Source organism: Halorubrum salinarum (assembly GCF_013267195.1).
Lineage (GTDB): Archaea > Halobacteriota > Halobacteria > Halobacteriales > Haloferacaceae > Halorubrum > Halorubrum salinarum.
Genome location: NZ_CP053941.1, coordinates 2,417,174 through 2,431,858, shown reverse-complemented (window position 1 = coordinate 2,431,858; position 14,685 = coordinate 2,417,174). Strand labels below are relative to the sequence as shown.

General features: G+C 72.4%; 16 protein-coding genes. 8 read left to right on the top strand and 8 right to left on the bottom strand.

The window, feature by feature from the left end; translation table 11 throughout:
• The first annotated feature begins 12 nt into the window (after positions 1-12).
• The 4 genes from HPS36_RS12425 to HPS36_RS12410 all read left to right on the top strand — a co-directional run bounded on the left by HPS36_RS12425 (position 13) and on the right by HPS36_RS12410 (position 2,944).
• Complete coding sequence (locus HPS36_RS12425) at positions 13-714, top strand: class I SAM-dependent methyltransferase (protein WP_173230388.1); 702 nt, start codon at positions 13-15, stop codon at positions 712-714.
• Positions 711-1,334: a transcriptional regulator FilR1 domain-containing protein gene (locus HPS36_RS12420; RefSeq protein ID WP_173230387.1), complete on the top strand. Its 624-nt coding sequence runs from the start codon at positions 711-713 to the stop codon at positions 1,332-1,334. The genes HPS36_RS12425 and HPS36_RS12420 overlap by 4 nt, the downstream gene beginning before the upstream one ends.
• Positions 1,335-1,402: 68 nt before the next feature.
• Positions 1,403-1,696 (top strand): hypothetical protein, encoded by a 294-nt coding sequence (locus tag HPS36_RS12415; protein ID WP_173230386.1) that lies wholly within the window; start codon positions 1,403-1,405, stop codon positions 1,694-1,696.
• A 66-nt stretch (positions 1,697-1,762) separates the two neighbouring features.
• Positions 1,763-2,944: a PAS domain-containing response regulator gene (locus HPS36_RS12410; protein ID WP_173230385.1), complete on the top strand. Its 1,182-nt coding sequence runs from the start codon at positions 1,763-1,765 to the stop codon at positions 2,942-2,944.
• 42 nt (positions 2,945-2,986) lie between these two features.
• On the opposite strand, the gene HPS36_RS12405 is transcribed toward HPS36_RS12410, so the two are convergent.
• From HPS36_RS12405 to HPS36_RS12385, 5 genes are all read right to left on the bottom strand, one after another.
• Complete coding sequence (locus HPS36_RS12405) at positions 2,987-3,628, bottom strand: thymidine kinase (RefSeq protein ID WP_121564147.1); 642 nt, start codon at positions 3,626-3,628, stop codon at positions 2,987-2,989.
• A gap of 90 nt (positions 3,629-3,718) precedes the next feature.
• Positions 3,719-4,174: a hypothetical protein gene (locus tag HPS36_RS12400; RefSeq protein WP_173230384.1), complete on the bottom strand. Its 456-nt coding sequence runs from the start codon at positions 4,172-4,174 to the stop codon at positions 3,719-3,721.
• 115 nt (positions 4,175-4,289) lie between these two features.
• Complete coding sequence (locus HPS36_RS12395) at positions 4,290-5,354, bottom strand: amidohydrolase family protein (protein WP_173230383.1); 1,065 nt, start codon at positions 5,352-5,354, stop codon at positions 4,290-4,292.
• Positions 5,355-5,410: 56 nt separating this feature from the next.
• Positions 5,411-6,187 (bottom strand): class I SAM-dependent methyltransferase, encoded by a 777-nt coding sequence (locus tag HPS36_RS12390; protein WP_173230382.1) that lies wholly within the window; start codon positions 6,185-6,187, stop codon positions 5,411-5,413.
• A 31-nt stretch (positions 6,188-6,218) separates the two neighbouring features.
• Complete coding sequence (locus HPS36_RS12385) at positions 6,219-7,481, bottom strand: HD domain-containing protein (protein ID WP_173230381.1); 1,263 nt, start codon at positions 7,479-7,481, stop codon at positions 6,219-6,221.
• A 132-nt stretch (positions 7,482-7,613) separates the two neighbouring features.
• Between HPS36_RS12385 and HPS36_RS12380 the strand changes: the two genes are divergently transcribed.
• Positions 7,614-8,018 (top strand): universal stress protein, encoded by a 405-nt coding sequence (locus tag HPS36_RS12380; RefSeq protein WP_173230380.1) that lies wholly within the window; start codon positions 7,614-7,616, stop codon positions 8,016-8,018.
• A gap of 52 nt (positions 8,019-8,070) precedes the next feature.
• On the opposite strand, the gene HPS36_RS12375 is transcribed toward HPS36_RS12380, so the two are convergent.
• From HPS36_RS12375 to HPS36_RS12365, 3 genes are all read right to left on the bottom strand, one after another.
• Complete coding sequence (locus tag HPS36_RS12375; protein WP_173230379.1) at positions 8,071-9,273, bottom strand: HD domain-containing protein; 1,203 nt, start codon at positions 9,271-9,273, stop codon at positions 8,071-8,073.
• Between the two features lie 64 nt (positions 9,274-9,337).
• A complete protein-coding gene (locus tag HPS36_RS12370; RefSeq protein ID WP_173230378.1) occupies positions 9,338-9,892 on the bottom strand; it encodes a helix-turn-helix domain-containing protein in 555 nt (184 codons plus the stop codon).
• A 108-nt stretch (positions 9,893-10,000) separates the two neighbouring features.
• On the bottom strand, positions 10,001-11,311 hold the full coding sequence (locus HPS36_RS12365) for a phosphoribosylamine--glycine ligase (protein WP_173230377.1): 1,311 nt from the start codon (positions 11,309-11,311) through the stop codon (positions 10,001-10,003).
• A gap of 153 nt (positions 11,312-11,464) precedes the next feature.
• On the opposite strand from HPS36_RS12365, the gene HPS36_RS12360 reads away from it, so the two are divergent.
• Genes HPS36_RS12360 through HPS36_RS12350 form a run of 3 tightly spaced genes read left to right on the top strand, consistent with a single transcriptional unit; the run spans position 11,465 to position 14,628 of the window.
• Positions 11,465-12,271, top strand: coding sequence for an alpha/beta fold hydrolase (locus tag HPS36_RS12360; protein WP_173230376.1), 807 nt, complete (start codon positions 11,465-11,467; stop codon positions 12,269-12,271).
• A 1-nt stretch (position 12,272) separates the two neighbouring features.
• Positions 12,273-13,871, top strand: coding sequence for an AMP-binding protein (locus HPS36_RS12355; RefSeq protein ID WP_173230375.1), 1,599 nt, complete (start codon positions 12,273-12,275; stop codon positions 13,869-13,871).
• A 55-nt stretch (positions 13,872-13,926) separates the two neighbouring features.
• On the top strand, positions 13,927-14,628 hold the full coding sequence (locus HPS36_RS12350; RefSeq protein ID WP_173230374.1) for a helix-turn-helix domain-containing protein: 702 nt from the start codon (positions 13,927-13,929) through the stop codon (positions 14,626-14,628).
• Positions 14,629-14,685: the final 57 nt, after the last annotated feature.

Genomic DNA, 14,685 nt, shown 5'->3' with positions numbered 1-14,685 from the left:
CGAACGGCGACCGTGACCGACACCGACTGGGACGAGCGCTTCGCGTCGGGAGAGTACCCCCGCGCGCCGGCGCCGTCTCCCGTGCTACGCGCCTACGAGCCGTCGCTGCCCGGCGGTCGCGCGCTCGACGTCGCCGCCGGCACCGGCCGCAACGCGGTGTTCCTCGCGGACCGCGGCTACGACGTCGACGCGCTGGACGCCTCGGCGGAGGGGCTCCGGATCGTCCGCGAGCGCGCCGCCGAACGCGGCGTCGCCGACCGGATCGAGACGATCGAAGCGGACGCGACGACGCACGAACTCCCGGCGGAGACCTACGACCTCGTCACGATGAGCTACTTCCACACCCTCGACCGCTTCGCCGACCTCGTCGCTTCGCTCTCGCCCGGGGGGTACCTCTTCGTCGAGGGCCACCTCCGCTCGGCGGAGCCGTCGCCGTCGGGACCGAGCGACGACCGCTACCGCTTCGCGGCGAACGAGTTGCTCCGCGCCGGGCTCGGACTGAGCGTGCGCTACTACGACGAGACGACGACGGAGCGCCCCGGCGACCGCCGCCGCGCGACGGCGCGGCTGCTGGCGCGGAAGTCGACCGGCGGCCGGCAGTCGTATCCGCCGCGACCCGACGCGCCCGCCCGATGGCCGGGCGACGAGCGCGACTCGGCGGGCGCAGACGACGCCGCGGGCGACTCCGCGGCCGCGGGCGATCCGGACCCGTGAGCGACGGCGACTCCGCGTCGCCCGCGGCCGTCCTCCGGTCGCTCGTGGCACGCGCCGTCGACGCCGACCCCGAGCGGGTCGACCTCCTCGAACGCGGGCGCGCATCGGCGGACGACGAGGCGACCGAGAGCAGATCGCCGGGCGACGGCGCGGTCAGCGGCGACACCGAGACCCCCGCCCGGCGACTGGCCGACCTCGTCGGCGAGTCCGAGAGCGTCGTCGCCGTCGTCCCGCGGTTCGAGGCCGACCTCGCCCGTCGGCTGAACGCGGCGCTGGCGGCGGGAGGCGACGATCCGGACGGAGGAGAGAAGCGCGAGTCCGACGCGGTCGCGCCGCGAGAGGCCCGCGTCGTGTTCACCGGCGCCGCGGCCGACCGCCTCGCCGGAGCGACGGGGCCGGTAGTCCGGCGCGCGCTCGCCGACCGCGGCGTCGACGCGTACCGCCACGACGGCGACTCGCCGGTCGCAGTGGCGCTCGGCGACGACCGCGCCGTCGTCGGACTGGTCGACGACGCGGGGGTCGCCGCGCTGCTGTGGACGGACGACCCCGCGGTCCGCGAGTGGGCGGCCGCGACCTGCCGTCGCTACCTCGACGCGGCCGAACGGGTGACCGACGACTGACCGGCCGGGGCAGACCGCACGGGCCGGTCCCCCGGTCCGCTTTTCAGGACCGGCGTCGAAGGACCGGTATGAAAGCGCTACTGCTGTTGGTGGCCGGAATCGGCGGACTACTCGAAGCCGTCGCCCCGCGGCGCGCCGTCGCGCTCTGGACGCGCGCGCTCTACCGGAACGCCGGCGAGGCGGAGCCGCGCGAGTGGGTGTACGCGGCCGCGAAGGTCGAGGGAACGCTGGTGGCGGCCGGCGCGCTCGTGGGGCTGTTCCGCCTCGCGACCGCGGAGGGCGGCGACGCGGAGGACGACGGTGCGGAGGGCGGCGACGGGGAGGGCAACGACGCGGACGGTGGCGACGCGGACGCGGCGTGAGCCGCTAGCCCGCCCGCGAGCCGGTCGACCCGAACGTATATTTGACCAGTCACGATATGTGTTGACATGTCGGGACCCTCCTCGGACGCCGGGTCGGCGGACGCGTCGAGCCTCCGCGTGCTCCACGTCGACGACGACCCGGCCTACCTCGACCTGACCGCGACCTACCTCGAACGGATCGACGAGGCGTTCGCGGTGACCTCCGAGACCGACGTGGACGACGCCTTGGAGACGCTCGACGACGAGGCGATCGACTGCGTCGTCTCCGACTACGACATGCCGGAGGCCGACGGCCTGGAACTCCTCCAGCGGGTCCGCGACCGCGGGATCGAGGTCCCCTTCGTGCTGTTCACCGGGAAGGGGAGCGAGGAGATAGCGAGCGAGGCGATCTCGGCCGGCGCGACGGACTACATCCAGAAGCGCGGCGGGAACGACCAGTACGAGGTGCTGGCCAACCGGGTCCGCAACGCGGTCGACCAGCACCGGTCGCGGGCCGCGCTCGCCGAGAGCGAAGAGCGGCTCTCGCGGTTCATCGAGCAGTCGCCGCTGGGGACGATCGAGTACGACGCCGACTTCCGGATCGTTCGGGCGAACCCCGCCGCGGAGGAGATCCTCGGCTACGACGAGTCGGAGCTCCTCGGCGGGACGTGGCTCCCGTTCGTGCCCGCGTCCGAGCGCCGACACGTCGCCGCGCTCGAACGCGACCTCCTCTCGGACAAGGGCGGGTACCAGAGCGTCAACGAGAACGTCCGCGGCGACGGCGAGCGGATCCGCTGCGCGTGGCACAACCAGGTGGTGACCGACGCCGACGGAGCGGTGATCGGCGTGTTCTCGCAGTTCGAGGACGTGACCGAGGAGACGGCGCGCAAACGCGAGATCGAACGGACGAACGCCGTGCTGTCGACCGCCCTCGACGCGCTCCCCGTGGGGATGCTCGTCGAGGACGCCGACAGGCGGGTGATTCGCGTGAACCAGCGCCTCTTCGACCTGTTCGGCCTCGACGGCGACCCGGAGGACGCCACCGGGCTCGACTGCCGGAAACTCGCCGCCGACCTGAGCGGGGAGTTCGCCGACCCGGAGGAGTTCGTCGCGCGGATCGAGCGCGTCGTCGACGCCGGGGCGCCGGTGAACGACGAGCGGCTGGCGCTCGCCGACGGGACGGCGCTGATCCGGACGTACCGACCGATCGACCTGCCGGGCGGCGACGGGCATCTCTGGGCCTATCGGCGGGCGAAACGGCCGGAGTGAGATGGCCGGCTGCGTCGCCGGACGCCGAGGTCAGGGGCGGGCTCAGTCGTTCGCGGAGTCGGCCTCGGCGCTCTCGAACGGGCGCTCCTCCTCGGGCCGGTCGCCGGTCAGCAGCACGTGGCAGTCGCGACACCGCGCCTCGTAGGACTCCTCGGCGCCGACGAGGATCGTCGGGTCGTCGACGTGGGCGGGCTCGCCCTCGATGAGCCGCTGGTTCCGGGAGGCGGGCTCGCCGCAGACCGAGCAGATCGCCTGGAGCTTGTCGACGTACTCGGCGGTCGCCATGAGCTGCGGGAGCGGGTCGAACGGCTCGCCGCGGAACGTCTGGTCGGTGCCCGAGACGATCACGCGGCTGCCGCGGTCCGCGAGCGCGTTACAGACCTCGACGAGCGCGTCCGAGAAGAAGTTCGCCTCGTCGATCGCGACGACCTCGGCCGGGTCGTCGTCGAGGATGTCGAGGGGGCCGTCGCCCTCGTTGTCGACGACCGTCGCCTCCCACTGGCGGCCCGTGTGGCTGCCGATCGTCGCCTCGCCGTAGCGGTCGTCGACCGCGGGCGTGTAGACGGCGACCGACTGTCCGGCGATCTCGGAGCGCCGGAGCCGGCGGAGCAGCTCCTCGGTCTTGCCCGAGAACATCGACCCGGAGATGACCTCGATCCAGCCGGATCGAGTGATGGCGTGCATACCGGATCGGGCCGGAGCCAGCGACTAAACCGTTTCTCTCCCGGCGCGCGGCGCTCGGGGAACCGGCGCGGTCCCGCCGTCGACGCGGCGTCAGAGCGCGGTCGCGACGCCGACGGCGACGGCGGCGACGAGGACGTACGCCGCCGCGGAAGCGGCCCAGTCGCGACGGATCGGGCCGAGCCGCTGACGCGGGAGCCCCGAAGCGCGAGGGAGCGGGACGAGCGCGAAGAAACCGACCATCAGCGCGAACTGCGCGACGCCGGTGACCGGCAGCGCGACGCCGACCCCGACGCCGAGCGCCGCCTGTACCGCTGAGACGAGGCCGACGAACAGCAGCCCCGAACCCGCCCCGGCGACGTAGTGGACCCACGTCGCCAAGCGCTCGGGGGCGTCGTCGACGGGCGTGTCGGTGAGGACGCTCGCGGCGACCTTCGGCGCCGTGGTCCCCTCGGGGAGCCGCGCCATCACCGGGTCCATCGCGAGCGTCGCGGCGAGTCCGACTACCGGCCCGAGCGCGAGGCCGGCGAGCAGCGAGAGGGTCGTCATAGGAGAGGTCACGGGCGGGAACGGTTTCACTCCGTCGGCGGGGGAAGGCTGCGGCGGAAAGCGAGGGGGAAGGTGGCGGGGGAAAGCGGCACGCGGACGGCGCCCTACGAGCGGCTCAGTCCCCGCGCGGGACGACCGTCTCGCCGCCGATCACGACCCGCGACACGTCGGCCTGTCCGGCGCGCCTGACGACCGCGCGGACGAGGTCGCGCGCGCCGGCGAGGTTGTCGGAGTCGCCGTCGAGGACGAGCAGGTCGGCGTCGGCGCCGGGCTCGACCACGCCGCGGTTCAGCCCGGCTATCTCGGCGCCGTTGGCGGTCGCCATCCGCAGCACCTCCCGGGCGGGGAGGTCGGCGAGCTTCGCCGCGAACTCCATCTCGCGGAACATCGACGGCGAGTCGGTCATCACGTTGTCGGTGCCGAGCGCGACGGTGGTGCGCTCCGCCAGCTCGCGGATCGGCGGCACGCCGACGTTCGTCACGAGGTTCGACCGCGGGCAGACGACGACGGGGGTCCCCCGGTCGGCGAGGCGTTCGAGGTGGATCGGCTCGGCGTGGACCATGTGGACGAGGAAGTCGGGGTCGAGGTCCATCGCGGGGTTGACGTCGTCGGCGTCGCGCTCGCCGGCGTGGATCCCGAAGGGCTTGCCGGCGTCGCGCGCCGCCGCCCGGACCGCGTCGAAGTCGGCGTCGCGGGCTCCGGACGCGCCGTACCCGTCGGCGACCGAGAGCACGTCGGGGTCGTCGCGGCCGAAGACGACCGGTTCGATCGCGCGGGCGCCGAACGCGACTCCCTCGCCCGCGAGCGCGTCCCGCAGGACGCGCACGCCCTCGACGCCCCCTTCGCGGAACTCCAGGAAGGTTCCCGTGCCGGTCGACTCCATGTACCGGAGGGTGCGCGCCATCGCGGCGACCTTCTCCTCGCGGTCGGCCGCGCGGAGGAGGCGGTGTTTCAGCCCGTCCGGCGGCGCGACCAGCTCGTCGAGCGAGAGCCCCTCGCCCGCCTCCTTCGCGATCGAGTCGCCGATGTGGGTATGGGCGTTCACGAACGCCGGGAGTATCACCCGGCCGCTCTCGACCGACGCCTCCTCGACCCGGACGATCTCGCCGTCCGCGACGACGACCCGGCCCTCGACCGGCTCGAAGTCGCGACCGACCAGGACCGTCCCCTCTAGATACATACCGGGGGGTCGCCAGCCCGAGTTAAAACGTCACGGGTGCGGGTCCGCCGGCGGCCTCACTGCGCGTCGAGCCGCGCCCAGAACCCGAGCGTGTCAGGGAGGAGCGCCCGCGGCTCGGCGGCCGCCGCGGCGTCGCCCTCGCTCGTCGTCTCGCCGCCCTCGGGCTCCGGTTCGACGAGGCGCTCGACGACGAACCCCGCGTCTGTGAGGGCGCGGTGGAGGTCGGAGACGGTGCGGTCGAACGCGACCAAGTCCGCGTCGTACGACTCGTCGATCTCGATCTCGCGGCGCGGCGGCGCGTGGTAGCCGCGGCGCGGCGCGCCGTCGTCCGGGTCGATCAGCTCTCGGAACGGGTGCATCACGGCCAGGTAGAACGTGCCGCCCGGTCGGAGGACGCGGCGCGCCTCGCGCACCGCGGCCTCTACGTCCGCCACCAGCTGGAACGCGGCCTCCGAGAACGCCAGGTCGAACGCGTCGCTCGCCAGCGGCGGGCGAGTCACGTCGCCCTGGACGAAGCGCGCGTCGACGCCGTAGTGGTCGCGGAGGCGCCGCGCGTGGCGGAGCTGATCCTCGGAGATGTCGACGCCGACGACGCGGTCGGCGCCCGCGAGCGCCGTGCCGACGCTCCCCTGGCCGCCGCCGCAGCCCAGCTCGACGACCGCCTCGCCCTCGGCCGAGGGCGGGAACTCGGGGCCGGTCGCCGCGTGCCCGTCCGGGTCGAACGGCGTCGGGACCGGCGGCGGATCGGTGTCGGTCTCGGCGTTCCACAGCGCCTGAAACGCGTCGCTCCACTCGTTCCAGAGCCGACGGTTCTCGCGGTGCGCGTCGGTCACGGCGGCACGTCGCCCGGCGGGCGGATAAACCTCACTCGAACTCGTCGAGCGTCGTCGGCATCGCGCCGCGCACCTCGGTCACGAGCCCGTCGGGATCGAGGCCGAGCACCTCCGCGGCCGCGCGGCCGACGCGGTCGGTCGCCGGCTCGGGGGCGTACACGCCGAGGCGCCACTGGTTGCGCTGCGCGGTCCGGAGCGCGGAGACGAGCGGCGACTGGCGTTCGAGGCGTCGGATATCCCCGTTGACGGTGACGCGCGCGGTGGACTCGCGCATCGTCGGCTCCAGGGGCACGTCGAGGATCACGTGGTCGCGGGCGACGCCCGCCTCCGCGGCGATCTCGCGTTCGAGGGCGGTCTCCGCGGCGTGGTCCGCCTCGTGGACGCGGTCGGGGACGTCGTCGTACTCGGCCCACACCGCCAGCTTGTAGAGGTCGCGCTCGTCGTAGCGACGGGACAGCTCGGCGGTCGCGCGGCAGTCGCGGATCGCGACGAGGAAGTCGTGGTCGTCCATCCGGCGCAGCTCGGCGGCCGTCGTCGCGGTCGCGTCGAGGAGTTCGCTCGCGGCGCGGCGCAGCATCGCCTTCGAGATGCGCGCGACGTGGTGGGTGTAGACGACCGGGTTCATCAGCGCCCGGGCCAAAAGCAGGCTCTCGGCGGTCTGGACGTTCCCCTCGTCCAAGACGAGCTCCGGCCCCTCGCGGTCGGCCCCCCCGTTGTCGGCGATCTCGTCGCGCTCGACGAACGTCAGCTCGCGGACGAACCGCTCGGTGTCGATGGTGCCGTACGGGACGCCGGTGTGGTAGGCGTCGCGCACGAGGTAGTCCATCCGGTCCACGTCGAGCTCCCCCGAGACGAGCCCGGCGTACGGCCCCTCGCCGGCGACGATCCCGGCGATCCGGTCCGGGTCGAGGTCGTGGTCGCGCAGCACGTCGCCGACCGCGCCCGTCGCCAGCAGCTCGTCGACGTCGTCGTGGTATTTCCCGGTCCGGCGGTGCGTGAGCGACTCGAGGTTGTGGCTGAACGGCCCGTGCCCCACGTCGTGGAGCATCGCCGCCGCCTCGATGCGGTCGGCGCGGGTCCCCTCGATCCCGAGGTGGTCGAGCGCGCGGCTCGCGAGGTGGTAGACGCCGAGGCTGTGCTCGAACCGCGTGTGGTTCGCGGAGGGGTAGACGAGCTGGACCGTGCCGAGCTGTTTGACGTGCCGGAGCCGCTGGACGGCGGGCGTGTCGACGAGGTCCGCGGCGACACCGTCGATCTCGATGTGGTCGTGGACGGTGTCCTTGACCGTGATCATGCGTTCGCCTTCGGCGGCTTCCGATAAAAGGCTGTGAGTCTCCGCGACGCGGTCTCGCCCTCGCCGCGACCCGCTTTCGGTGGCCGCGAATCCGTGGCGCGATTTATTACCCGACCGCGCGAACCGTCGCGTATGTACGACGTGTTAGTCGCGATCGGACTCGACGAGGAGCAGCGGGCGCGCGCACAGGCCGAAGCCGTCGTCGGCCTGCCGGGCGACCCCGACGAGGTGACCGCACACCTCTGTCACGTCTTCCAGGACAACCCGGAGGGCGCGTCGGTCCACCAGCTCGGGACCGTGCGACGCGCCCGAGAGATCCTCGAAGACGCCGGTATCAACTGCGTCCACTACGAGGCCAGCGGCGACCCGAGCGAGGAGCTCCTCGCGGCCGCGGACGACGTCGACGCCGACCTCATCTGCGTGTCGGGCCGGAAGCGGAGCCCGGCCGGGAAGGCCGTCTTCGGCAGCACGACGCAGGCGCTGGTGTTGAACGCGGACCGGCCGGTGCTGGCGGTCCCGGGGCCGGGCGCGGAGTGAGGCCGCGGCGGGCGCCGTCGGTCGGGCGTCTCGACGGTGCCGGGCGCGGGGTTCAGGCGGAGGGCCGCCCGGCGGCCCGGAGTCCGAGCACGTCCCGCGCCGCGTCGGCGACCGGCTCGACGCGTTCGGCCGGGCAGTAGACGCCGAGCGTCCAGCGGCGGCGCTCGGCGGCGCGGAGCCCGGCGACGAGTTCGGATGCGTCCTCCAGCCGCTGCGGGACGCCGTCGACGACGACGGCGGACCCGGACTCCTTGAGGGCCGGCCGCGAGGGGATGTCGACGATCACCGCGTCGCGGTCGATCCCGACGGCGTCGGCGATCTCGCGCTCGGCCGCCCGCTCCTCGGCGCGGCCGGCGTCGACCGTCCCCGCGGGCACCTCGTCGATCCCCGCCCAGACCGCGCGCTTGTAGAGGTCGCGGCGCTCGATGCGCTCGCCGAGCGCCGGCACCCGGTCGCGGAGCTCGACGAGGAGGTCGTGGTCGGCCATCTCGCGGAACGCCTCCACCTCGGTGCCCGTGCGGTCGAGGTACCGCTCGCAGGCGCGCTCCAGCATCGCGCCGGCGACCCGGGAGACGTGGTGGCGGTAGACGACGGCGTTCATCAGCGACCGCGCGACGAGCAGGCTCTCGGCGGTGGCGACGTTCCCCTCGGCCAAGACGAGGTCGGCTGACTCGCCGGGGCCGTCGCCGCCGATCAGCCGGAGCTCGGTGACGAGCCGACCGGTGTCGACGGTGCCGTACGGAACGCCGGTGTGGTGGGCGTCGCGCACGAGGTAGTCCATCCGGTCCACGTCGAGCTCTCCCGAGACGAGGGGGCCGAGCGCGCCCTCGCCGTCGATCAGCGCGGCGACGCGCTCGGGGTCGAGCCCGTTCCGTTCGAGGACCTGACACACCTCGCGGTCCGCGTCGGTGAGGAGCCACGCGACGTCGTCGTGGTCGCGGCCGGTCGCGCGCCGGATGATCCCCTCGGTCTGGTGGCCGTACGGCCCGTGGCCCACGTCGTGGAGCAGCGCCGCCGCGCGGACGTGCGCCGCGGTGTCGGCGTCGAGGTCGAACCCCTCGACCGCGCGGCGCACGAGGTGGTAGACGCCGAGGCTGTGCTCGAACCGCGTGTGGTTCGCGGACGGGTACACCAGGCGGACCGTGGACAGCTGTTTGATGTGTCGCAGCCGCTGGAACGCCGGCGTGTCCACGAGGTCGGTCGCGAGGTCGCCGAGCCTGACGTGGCCGTGGACGCTGTCCTTGATTGCCTTCATGCCCGGCGCCTCGCGTCCCGCGCGGTCCGCGGGGTCGACCCGGCGACGGGTGGGACGGCGCGGGTCACTCGTCGACGACGTCGATGCCGAACCGCTCTTCGAGCGCTCGCACGACCGACCCGCCCACGTTGGCGGTCGCGGCGCGCCCGTCCTCGACCGCGAGCAGGTCGTCCTCGTCGACCTCCAGCTCGGCGGCGACCTCCTCGACCGTCAGCCCGGCGTCCTGCCGCGCCTCGGTGACCACGTCGCCGTAGCCGGAGACGAGGTACGGGAGGCGGTCCGCCTCGTAGCTCGTCCCCTCCTCCTCCCAGCGCTTCGAGTCGCCGGTCGCGGAGTCGTACATCTTCGCCTGCTTGCGGGCGAGCTCCTTCTTCCGGCTCTCGGTCGCGCCCGAGCCGGAGCCGCCGCCGGCGCCCCCGGGGCTGCCGCCGGCGCTCCCGCCGCGTGACCCACCGCTGGGCGCGTTCCCGGCGTCGTCGTGGGGGCGGCAGTTCGAGCACACGAGCAGCTTCGCGCCGGCGACCGTCGCCTTCCGGAGGTCCGCGGTCTCGCGGCCGCAGAGCTCGCACGCGTCGCCGTCGTCGCCGCCGCCGCCGCCGCCCGTCGAATACTTCGGCATACCCCGTGTAGTGGTCCGGACCGTTAAAAAGTCGTGGAGGGCGAGGGCCGGCTCCGCCGAGCCGCCGAAGCGGCGACCGGTGTCAGCGAGTCCGGCGCCGTTCCGGGCTCACGGCCCAAGGTACCCCCACGCCTGGAGGCGGTCGCCGTCGCCGTCGATCCAGCGCTCGCCGATGTCGTCGCGGTAGTACAGGTTCGGCATCACGATGTCGTCGATCCGGCCGTACGCCTGCTCGCGCGCCGCCCCCATCGTCTCGCCTTTCCCGGTGACGACGATTGGCATCCCGCTCTCGCCGGCGACGCGCCACTGGCCGTCGACCCGCTTCGTGTCCTCCAAGTGGATCCCCTCGCGGTCGTCGGTCTGGAAGACGACGGCCGCGTTCCGCGAGTTCTCGTCGTACGTCTTCTCGTCGTCGAACGGGAACGGCGGCAGGACGACTCGCACGGCGATCTGATACCCGTTGTGAACCGCTACCTCCGGCTTGTCGCCGCGCGCGAGGTCACGGAAGAACGCGGCCGTCGACGACTCGATAGACTCCTCCTGAAGCGCGATGGTCGGGTACCCGAACCGCGGCGTGAACTCCAACGGGTAGATGCCGGTCTCGTTGACGATACAGTTGATGTCGATGCTCCCGACGTACCCCTCGTCGGCGAGCCACCCCTCCATCTTCCCGAGGGTCTCCTCGAAGAGTCGGTTCCGCCCCGCCCAGAACATGGAGGTACCCATCTCACCGGTCGAGGGACCGATGTTGCCGGGGAACAGCTTCTTGTGCTCGAAGTTGAAGTTGACCCGGTCGATGAACTCGTTCCCGTCGAAGAACCCGCAGATAGCGACTTCGACGCCCTCGACCTTTCGCTGGAGCTGGAACCCCTTCATGCGGTGCCCCCACGCCTTCTTGTACGCCGTCAACACGTCGACGACATCGCTCCCGTCGTCCTCGTTCCCGACGTACAGCAAGCGCTTGACGTTCTGGACCTCGCCGAGCGGTTTGATCACGTACGGGGCGGGGTGCTCCCGGACGTGCCGTATCCCCGCGTCGAAGCTGTCGAAGACGTGGTGCTCGACGGTGTTCACACCGTTCTCTTCGAGGACCTCCATCGCGTAGCCGCGGTCCTCTTCGAGGCGGTCGGTGTTCGGCGTCCCGCCGACGACGGCTTTCCCCTTCTCACGGAGCTCCTCTGCGAGTTCGCCCGTCCCGACGTCGGAACCGACCCAGATGTCGTCGAAGACGACGACATCCGCCCACTCCACGTCCGCGCGCCAGTCGTCCGTCTTCGGGACGAACCCGTCGCCGATCTCGCGGTCGCTCTCGGCTTCGATGTAGTATTTCACGTCGTGGCCTTCGCGGTGGACCTGCCAGGCCAGGTCGGTTATCAGCGCCGCGTCGGCCGAGACGAAGAGGAAGTTGGCGGTATCCATGCGTGGCAGTCATCCCCGACGGACTTGAGTGTGTGCCCGCGAGCGTTCGGGGGTCCCGAGGCAGCGGTGAATCGGCGAAAAACGCCCGCTTGGGCGAGGGTGGTTGAAACGTTAACGCCCGGATTGATGGAGGACCCCGTGGTCGTTCCTGCTATGCCAAGCGTGACACGGGACGGCGTGGCGATCGACTACGCCGTCGACGGGGACCCCGACGGACCGACCGTGCTACTCTTAGAGGGCCTCGGGTACGGCCGGTGGATGTGGCGGTGGCTCGCCGAGACGTTGGCGGACGACTACGAGGTGCTCCGTCCGGACAACCGCGGCACCGGGGACTCGGACGTGCCCGAGGGGCCGTACACGGTCGCCGAGATGGCGGCCGACGCGGCCGCGGTCCTCGACGACCGCGGCGTCGACGCGGCCCACGTCTGCGGCGCGTCGATGGGCGGGATGATCGCGCAGGAACTGGCGCTCGCCGACGACCGGGTCGCGTCGCTGACGCTGCTGTGTACGTCGCCCGGCGGCGACGAGGCGACGCCGACGCCGCCGGCGGTCCAAGAACACATCTTCTCGGCGCCCGAGGACGCCGACCCCCGGGAACGGATCCGCTACCTGATGGAACCGGCCGTCTCGGACGGATTCTACGAGCGCGAGCCCGACCTCGTCGACCGGATCGTCGACTGGCGGCTCGCGGGCGACGCGACGCCGACGGGCCGGGAGGCGCAGGCGGCCGCGGTGGCGGCGTTCGACGCGAGCGACCGGCTCGACGACCTGTCCGTGCCGACGCTCGTCCTCCACGGGACCGCGGACCGCGTCCTCCCGGTCGAGAACGCCGACCTCCTGGCGGAGCTGCTCCCGCACGCCGAGGTCGAGCGGTTCGAGGGCGGGCCGCACCTCTTCTTCGTCGAGGAGCGCGAGCGCGTCAACGAGCGAGTCCGGTCGTTCCTCGGCGGGGTCGCCTGAGATGGCGACCGGAGACGACCCGCGGGGCGACGACCGCGCGGCGGAGAGCGGTGCCGACCCGCGACCGCACCCGCACGGCGACCGGGCGTACGAGTGGGTCGGCTCGCTGTCGGCGCGGCGCGCGCGGCTCTCGCCGGACCGCGTCGCGGTCACCGACACGGCCGCGAACGCCGAGTACACGTACGCCGAACTGGACGAGCGCGCCAACCGCACCGCTCGGTTCCTCCGCGAGATCGGCGTCGAGGCGGGCGACCGCGTCGCCGTCGTCTCGCGGAACCGCGTCGAGCTGGTCGACCTGTTCTTCGCGACCGGCAAGACCGGCGCCGTCCTCGCGCCGCTCTCGCACCGGCTCGCGGAGCGCGACCTGTCGGCAGTGTTGGGGACGGTCGACCCGGAACTCCTCCTCGTGGAGACCCCGTTCGAGGGCGACGTCATCGACGCCTTGGAGCGCGCCGACGTCGAGCCGGCCGTCAGGTCGATCCCGACCGACGGCGACGACGCGTGGCGGTCGTACACGCGGGACCTGCCCGCGGACGGGTCGCCGGTCGAGACCGCGGAGGTGTCGCTCGCGGACCCGCACCTCTTCTTACACACCGGCGGCTCGACGGGGACGCCGAAGGAGACGGTGATCAGCCACGGCGCGATGCGCTGGAACGCGTTCAACACGATCACGGCCTGGGGGCTCCGCGAGGACGACGTGACCCCGATGGTGTTCCCGATGTTCCACACCGGCGGGTGGAACGTGCTCACGGTCCCCTTCTTCCAGATGGGCGGGCGCATCCTGCTGAGTCCGGAGGTCGACCCCGGCCGCGTGCTGCGCGACGTGGAGCGCGAGTCGGCGACGACGCTGGTCGCGGTGCCGGCCGTGTTGCGGATGATGGCCCGCCACGACGAGTTCGAGGACACCGACCTCTCCTCGCTCCGGTTCGTGAAGAGCGGCGGCGGCCCCTGTCGGGAGAGCGTCATCGCGGCGTGGCGCGACCGCGGCGTCGAGATATCGCAGGGGTACGGGCTCACCGAGTGCGGGCCGAACAACTTCGCGATGCCCGACGGGTTCCCGCAGGAGAAGACCGCCAGCGTCGGCGTGCCGGCGCTCGCGGTCGACGCGCGCGTCGTCGACGAGGACGGCCCCGTCCCCGACGGGACGGTCGGGGAACTCGAACTGGCGGGCCCGGCCGCGGCCGACCGCTACTGGAACGAGCCGGCTGAGACCGCCGAGACGTTCGGCGACTGGGTGTCGACCGGCGACCTCGCGCGCGTCGACGAGGACGGCTACTACCACATCGAGGGGCGGAAGAAGAACATGTTCGTCTCCGGCGGCGAGAACGTCTACCCGCCCCGGGTCGAGGACGCGCTCACCGATCACCCGGGGATCGAGGAGGCGGTCGTGATCGGCGTCCCGAGCGACCGGTGGGGGACGGTCGGGAAGGCGATCCTCGTCGGCGACGAGTCGCTCACGCTCGGCGACGTGGAGTCGCACCTCGCCTCGCGGGTCGCCCGGTACGCGGTGCCGAAGGAGCTGGCCTTCGTCGACGAGATGCCGACCTCGGGGCCCTCGAAGATCGACCGCGCGGCGCTGAAAGAGCGGTTCGGTGGCTGACGGCGCCGTAACCCACAGGAACAACCATTATATACGCAGGGGATAAGGACGGGGCATGCTCGACGTCACGATGGATATGGAGCAGTTCGACTGCCCGTTCATCGACACCTCCGCCGACCACGACGTCTCCTTCTCGGCCATGCACTGGCAGTTGGACACGGCGGCGGAGCAGTTGGAGACGCGGTTGCTCGTCGAGTCGTCGGACCGGTACGAACTCGGGGAGGGGCTCTCGGCGCTCCGCGACCACGAGAACATGGCCGAGTACCGCCTGTTCTCGAAGGAGGACGGGACCGCGATCATCCGGACCGTCATCGAGGAGACGAACGCGATGTCGACGATAACGGACCACGGCGGCTACATTACCGGCCCCTTCCTCATCGAGGACGGCTCCGAGCAGTGGCAGGTCGGCTTCGACGACGAGGCGACGACGGAGGCGGCGCTCCACGACTTAGAGAAGGGCAACGAGTTCGTCGTGGAGGACCGCTCGGAGCTCTCGATGGAGGCGCTGTTCGACACGATGCGGAACGCGAACGCGGCCTCGACGATGCTGGAGGCGTGTCGGGACCTGACCGACGTCGAGCGCGAGACCATCGAGTCGGCGGCCGACGCCGGGTACTTCGAGTCGCCCCGCGAGGCGACGCTGTCGACGCTCGCCGACGAGTTCGACGTCTCGACTGCGGCCGTCTCAAAGAACATGCGCCGCGGCGAGAAGAAGCTGCTCCGCAGCGTCGTCGCCGCGCTCGACCGACTGGAGTAGCCGCCGAAGCGACCCGCCGACGCGGGGGATCGGCGGGGACCGATCGCACGGCGCGCC

Bases quoted from the DNA above. Each gene is read 5' to 3' on its own strand.
- HPS36_RS12410 (WP_173230385.1), top strand. From the start codon at position 1,763: ATGTCGGGACCCTCCTCGGACGCCGGGTCGGCGGACGCGTCGAGCCTC.
- HPS36_RS12370 (WP_173230378.1), bottom strand. From the start codon at position 9,892: ATGCCGAAGTATTCGACGGGCGGCGGCGGCGGCGGCGACGACGGCGAC.
- HPS36_RS12405 (WP_121564147.1), bottom strand. From the start codon at position 3,628: ATGCACGCCATCACTCGATCCGGCTGGATCGAGGTCATCTCCGGGTCG.
- HPS36_RS12385 (WP_173230381.1), bottom strand. From the start codon at position 7,481: ATGATCACGGTCAAGGACACCGTCCACGACCACATCGAGATCGACGGT.
- HPS36_RS12415 (WP_173230386.1), top strand. From the start codon at position 1,403: ATGAAAGCGCTACTGCTGTTGGTGGCCGGAATCGGCGGACTACTCGAA.
- HPS36_RS12375 (WP_173230379.1), bottom strand. From the start codon at position 9,273: ATGAAGGCAATCAAGGACAGCGTCCACGGCCACGTCAGGCTCGGCGAC.
- HPS36_RS12365 (WP_173230377.1), bottom strand. From the start codon at position 11,311: ATGGATACCGCCAACTTCCTCTTCGTCTCGGCCGACGCGGCGCTGATA.
- HPS36_RS12355 (WP_173230375.1), top strand. From the start codon at position 12,273: ATGGCGACCGGAGACGACCCGCGGGGCGACGACCGCGCGGCGGAGAGC.
- HPS36_RS12400 (WP_173230384.1), bottom strand. From the start codon at position 4,174: ATGACGACCCTCTCGCTGCTCGCCGGCCTCGCGCTCGGGCCGGTAGTC.
- HPS36_RS12360 (WP_173230376.1), top strand. From the start codon at position 11,465: ATGCCAAGCGTGACACGGGACGGCGTGGCGATCGACTACGCCGTCGAC.
- HPS36_RS12395 (WP_173230383.1), bottom strand. From the start codon at position 5,354: ATGTATCTAGAGGGGACGGTCCTGGTCGGTCGCGACTTCGAGCCGGTC.
- HPS36_RS12350 (WP_173230374.1), top strand. From the start codon at position 13,927: ATGCTCGACGTCACGATGGATATGGAGCAGTTCGACTGCCCGTTCATC.
- HPS36_RS12380 (WP_173230380.1), top strand. From the start codon at position 7,614: ATGTACGACGTGTTAGTCGCGATCGGACTCGACGAGGAGCAGCGGGCG.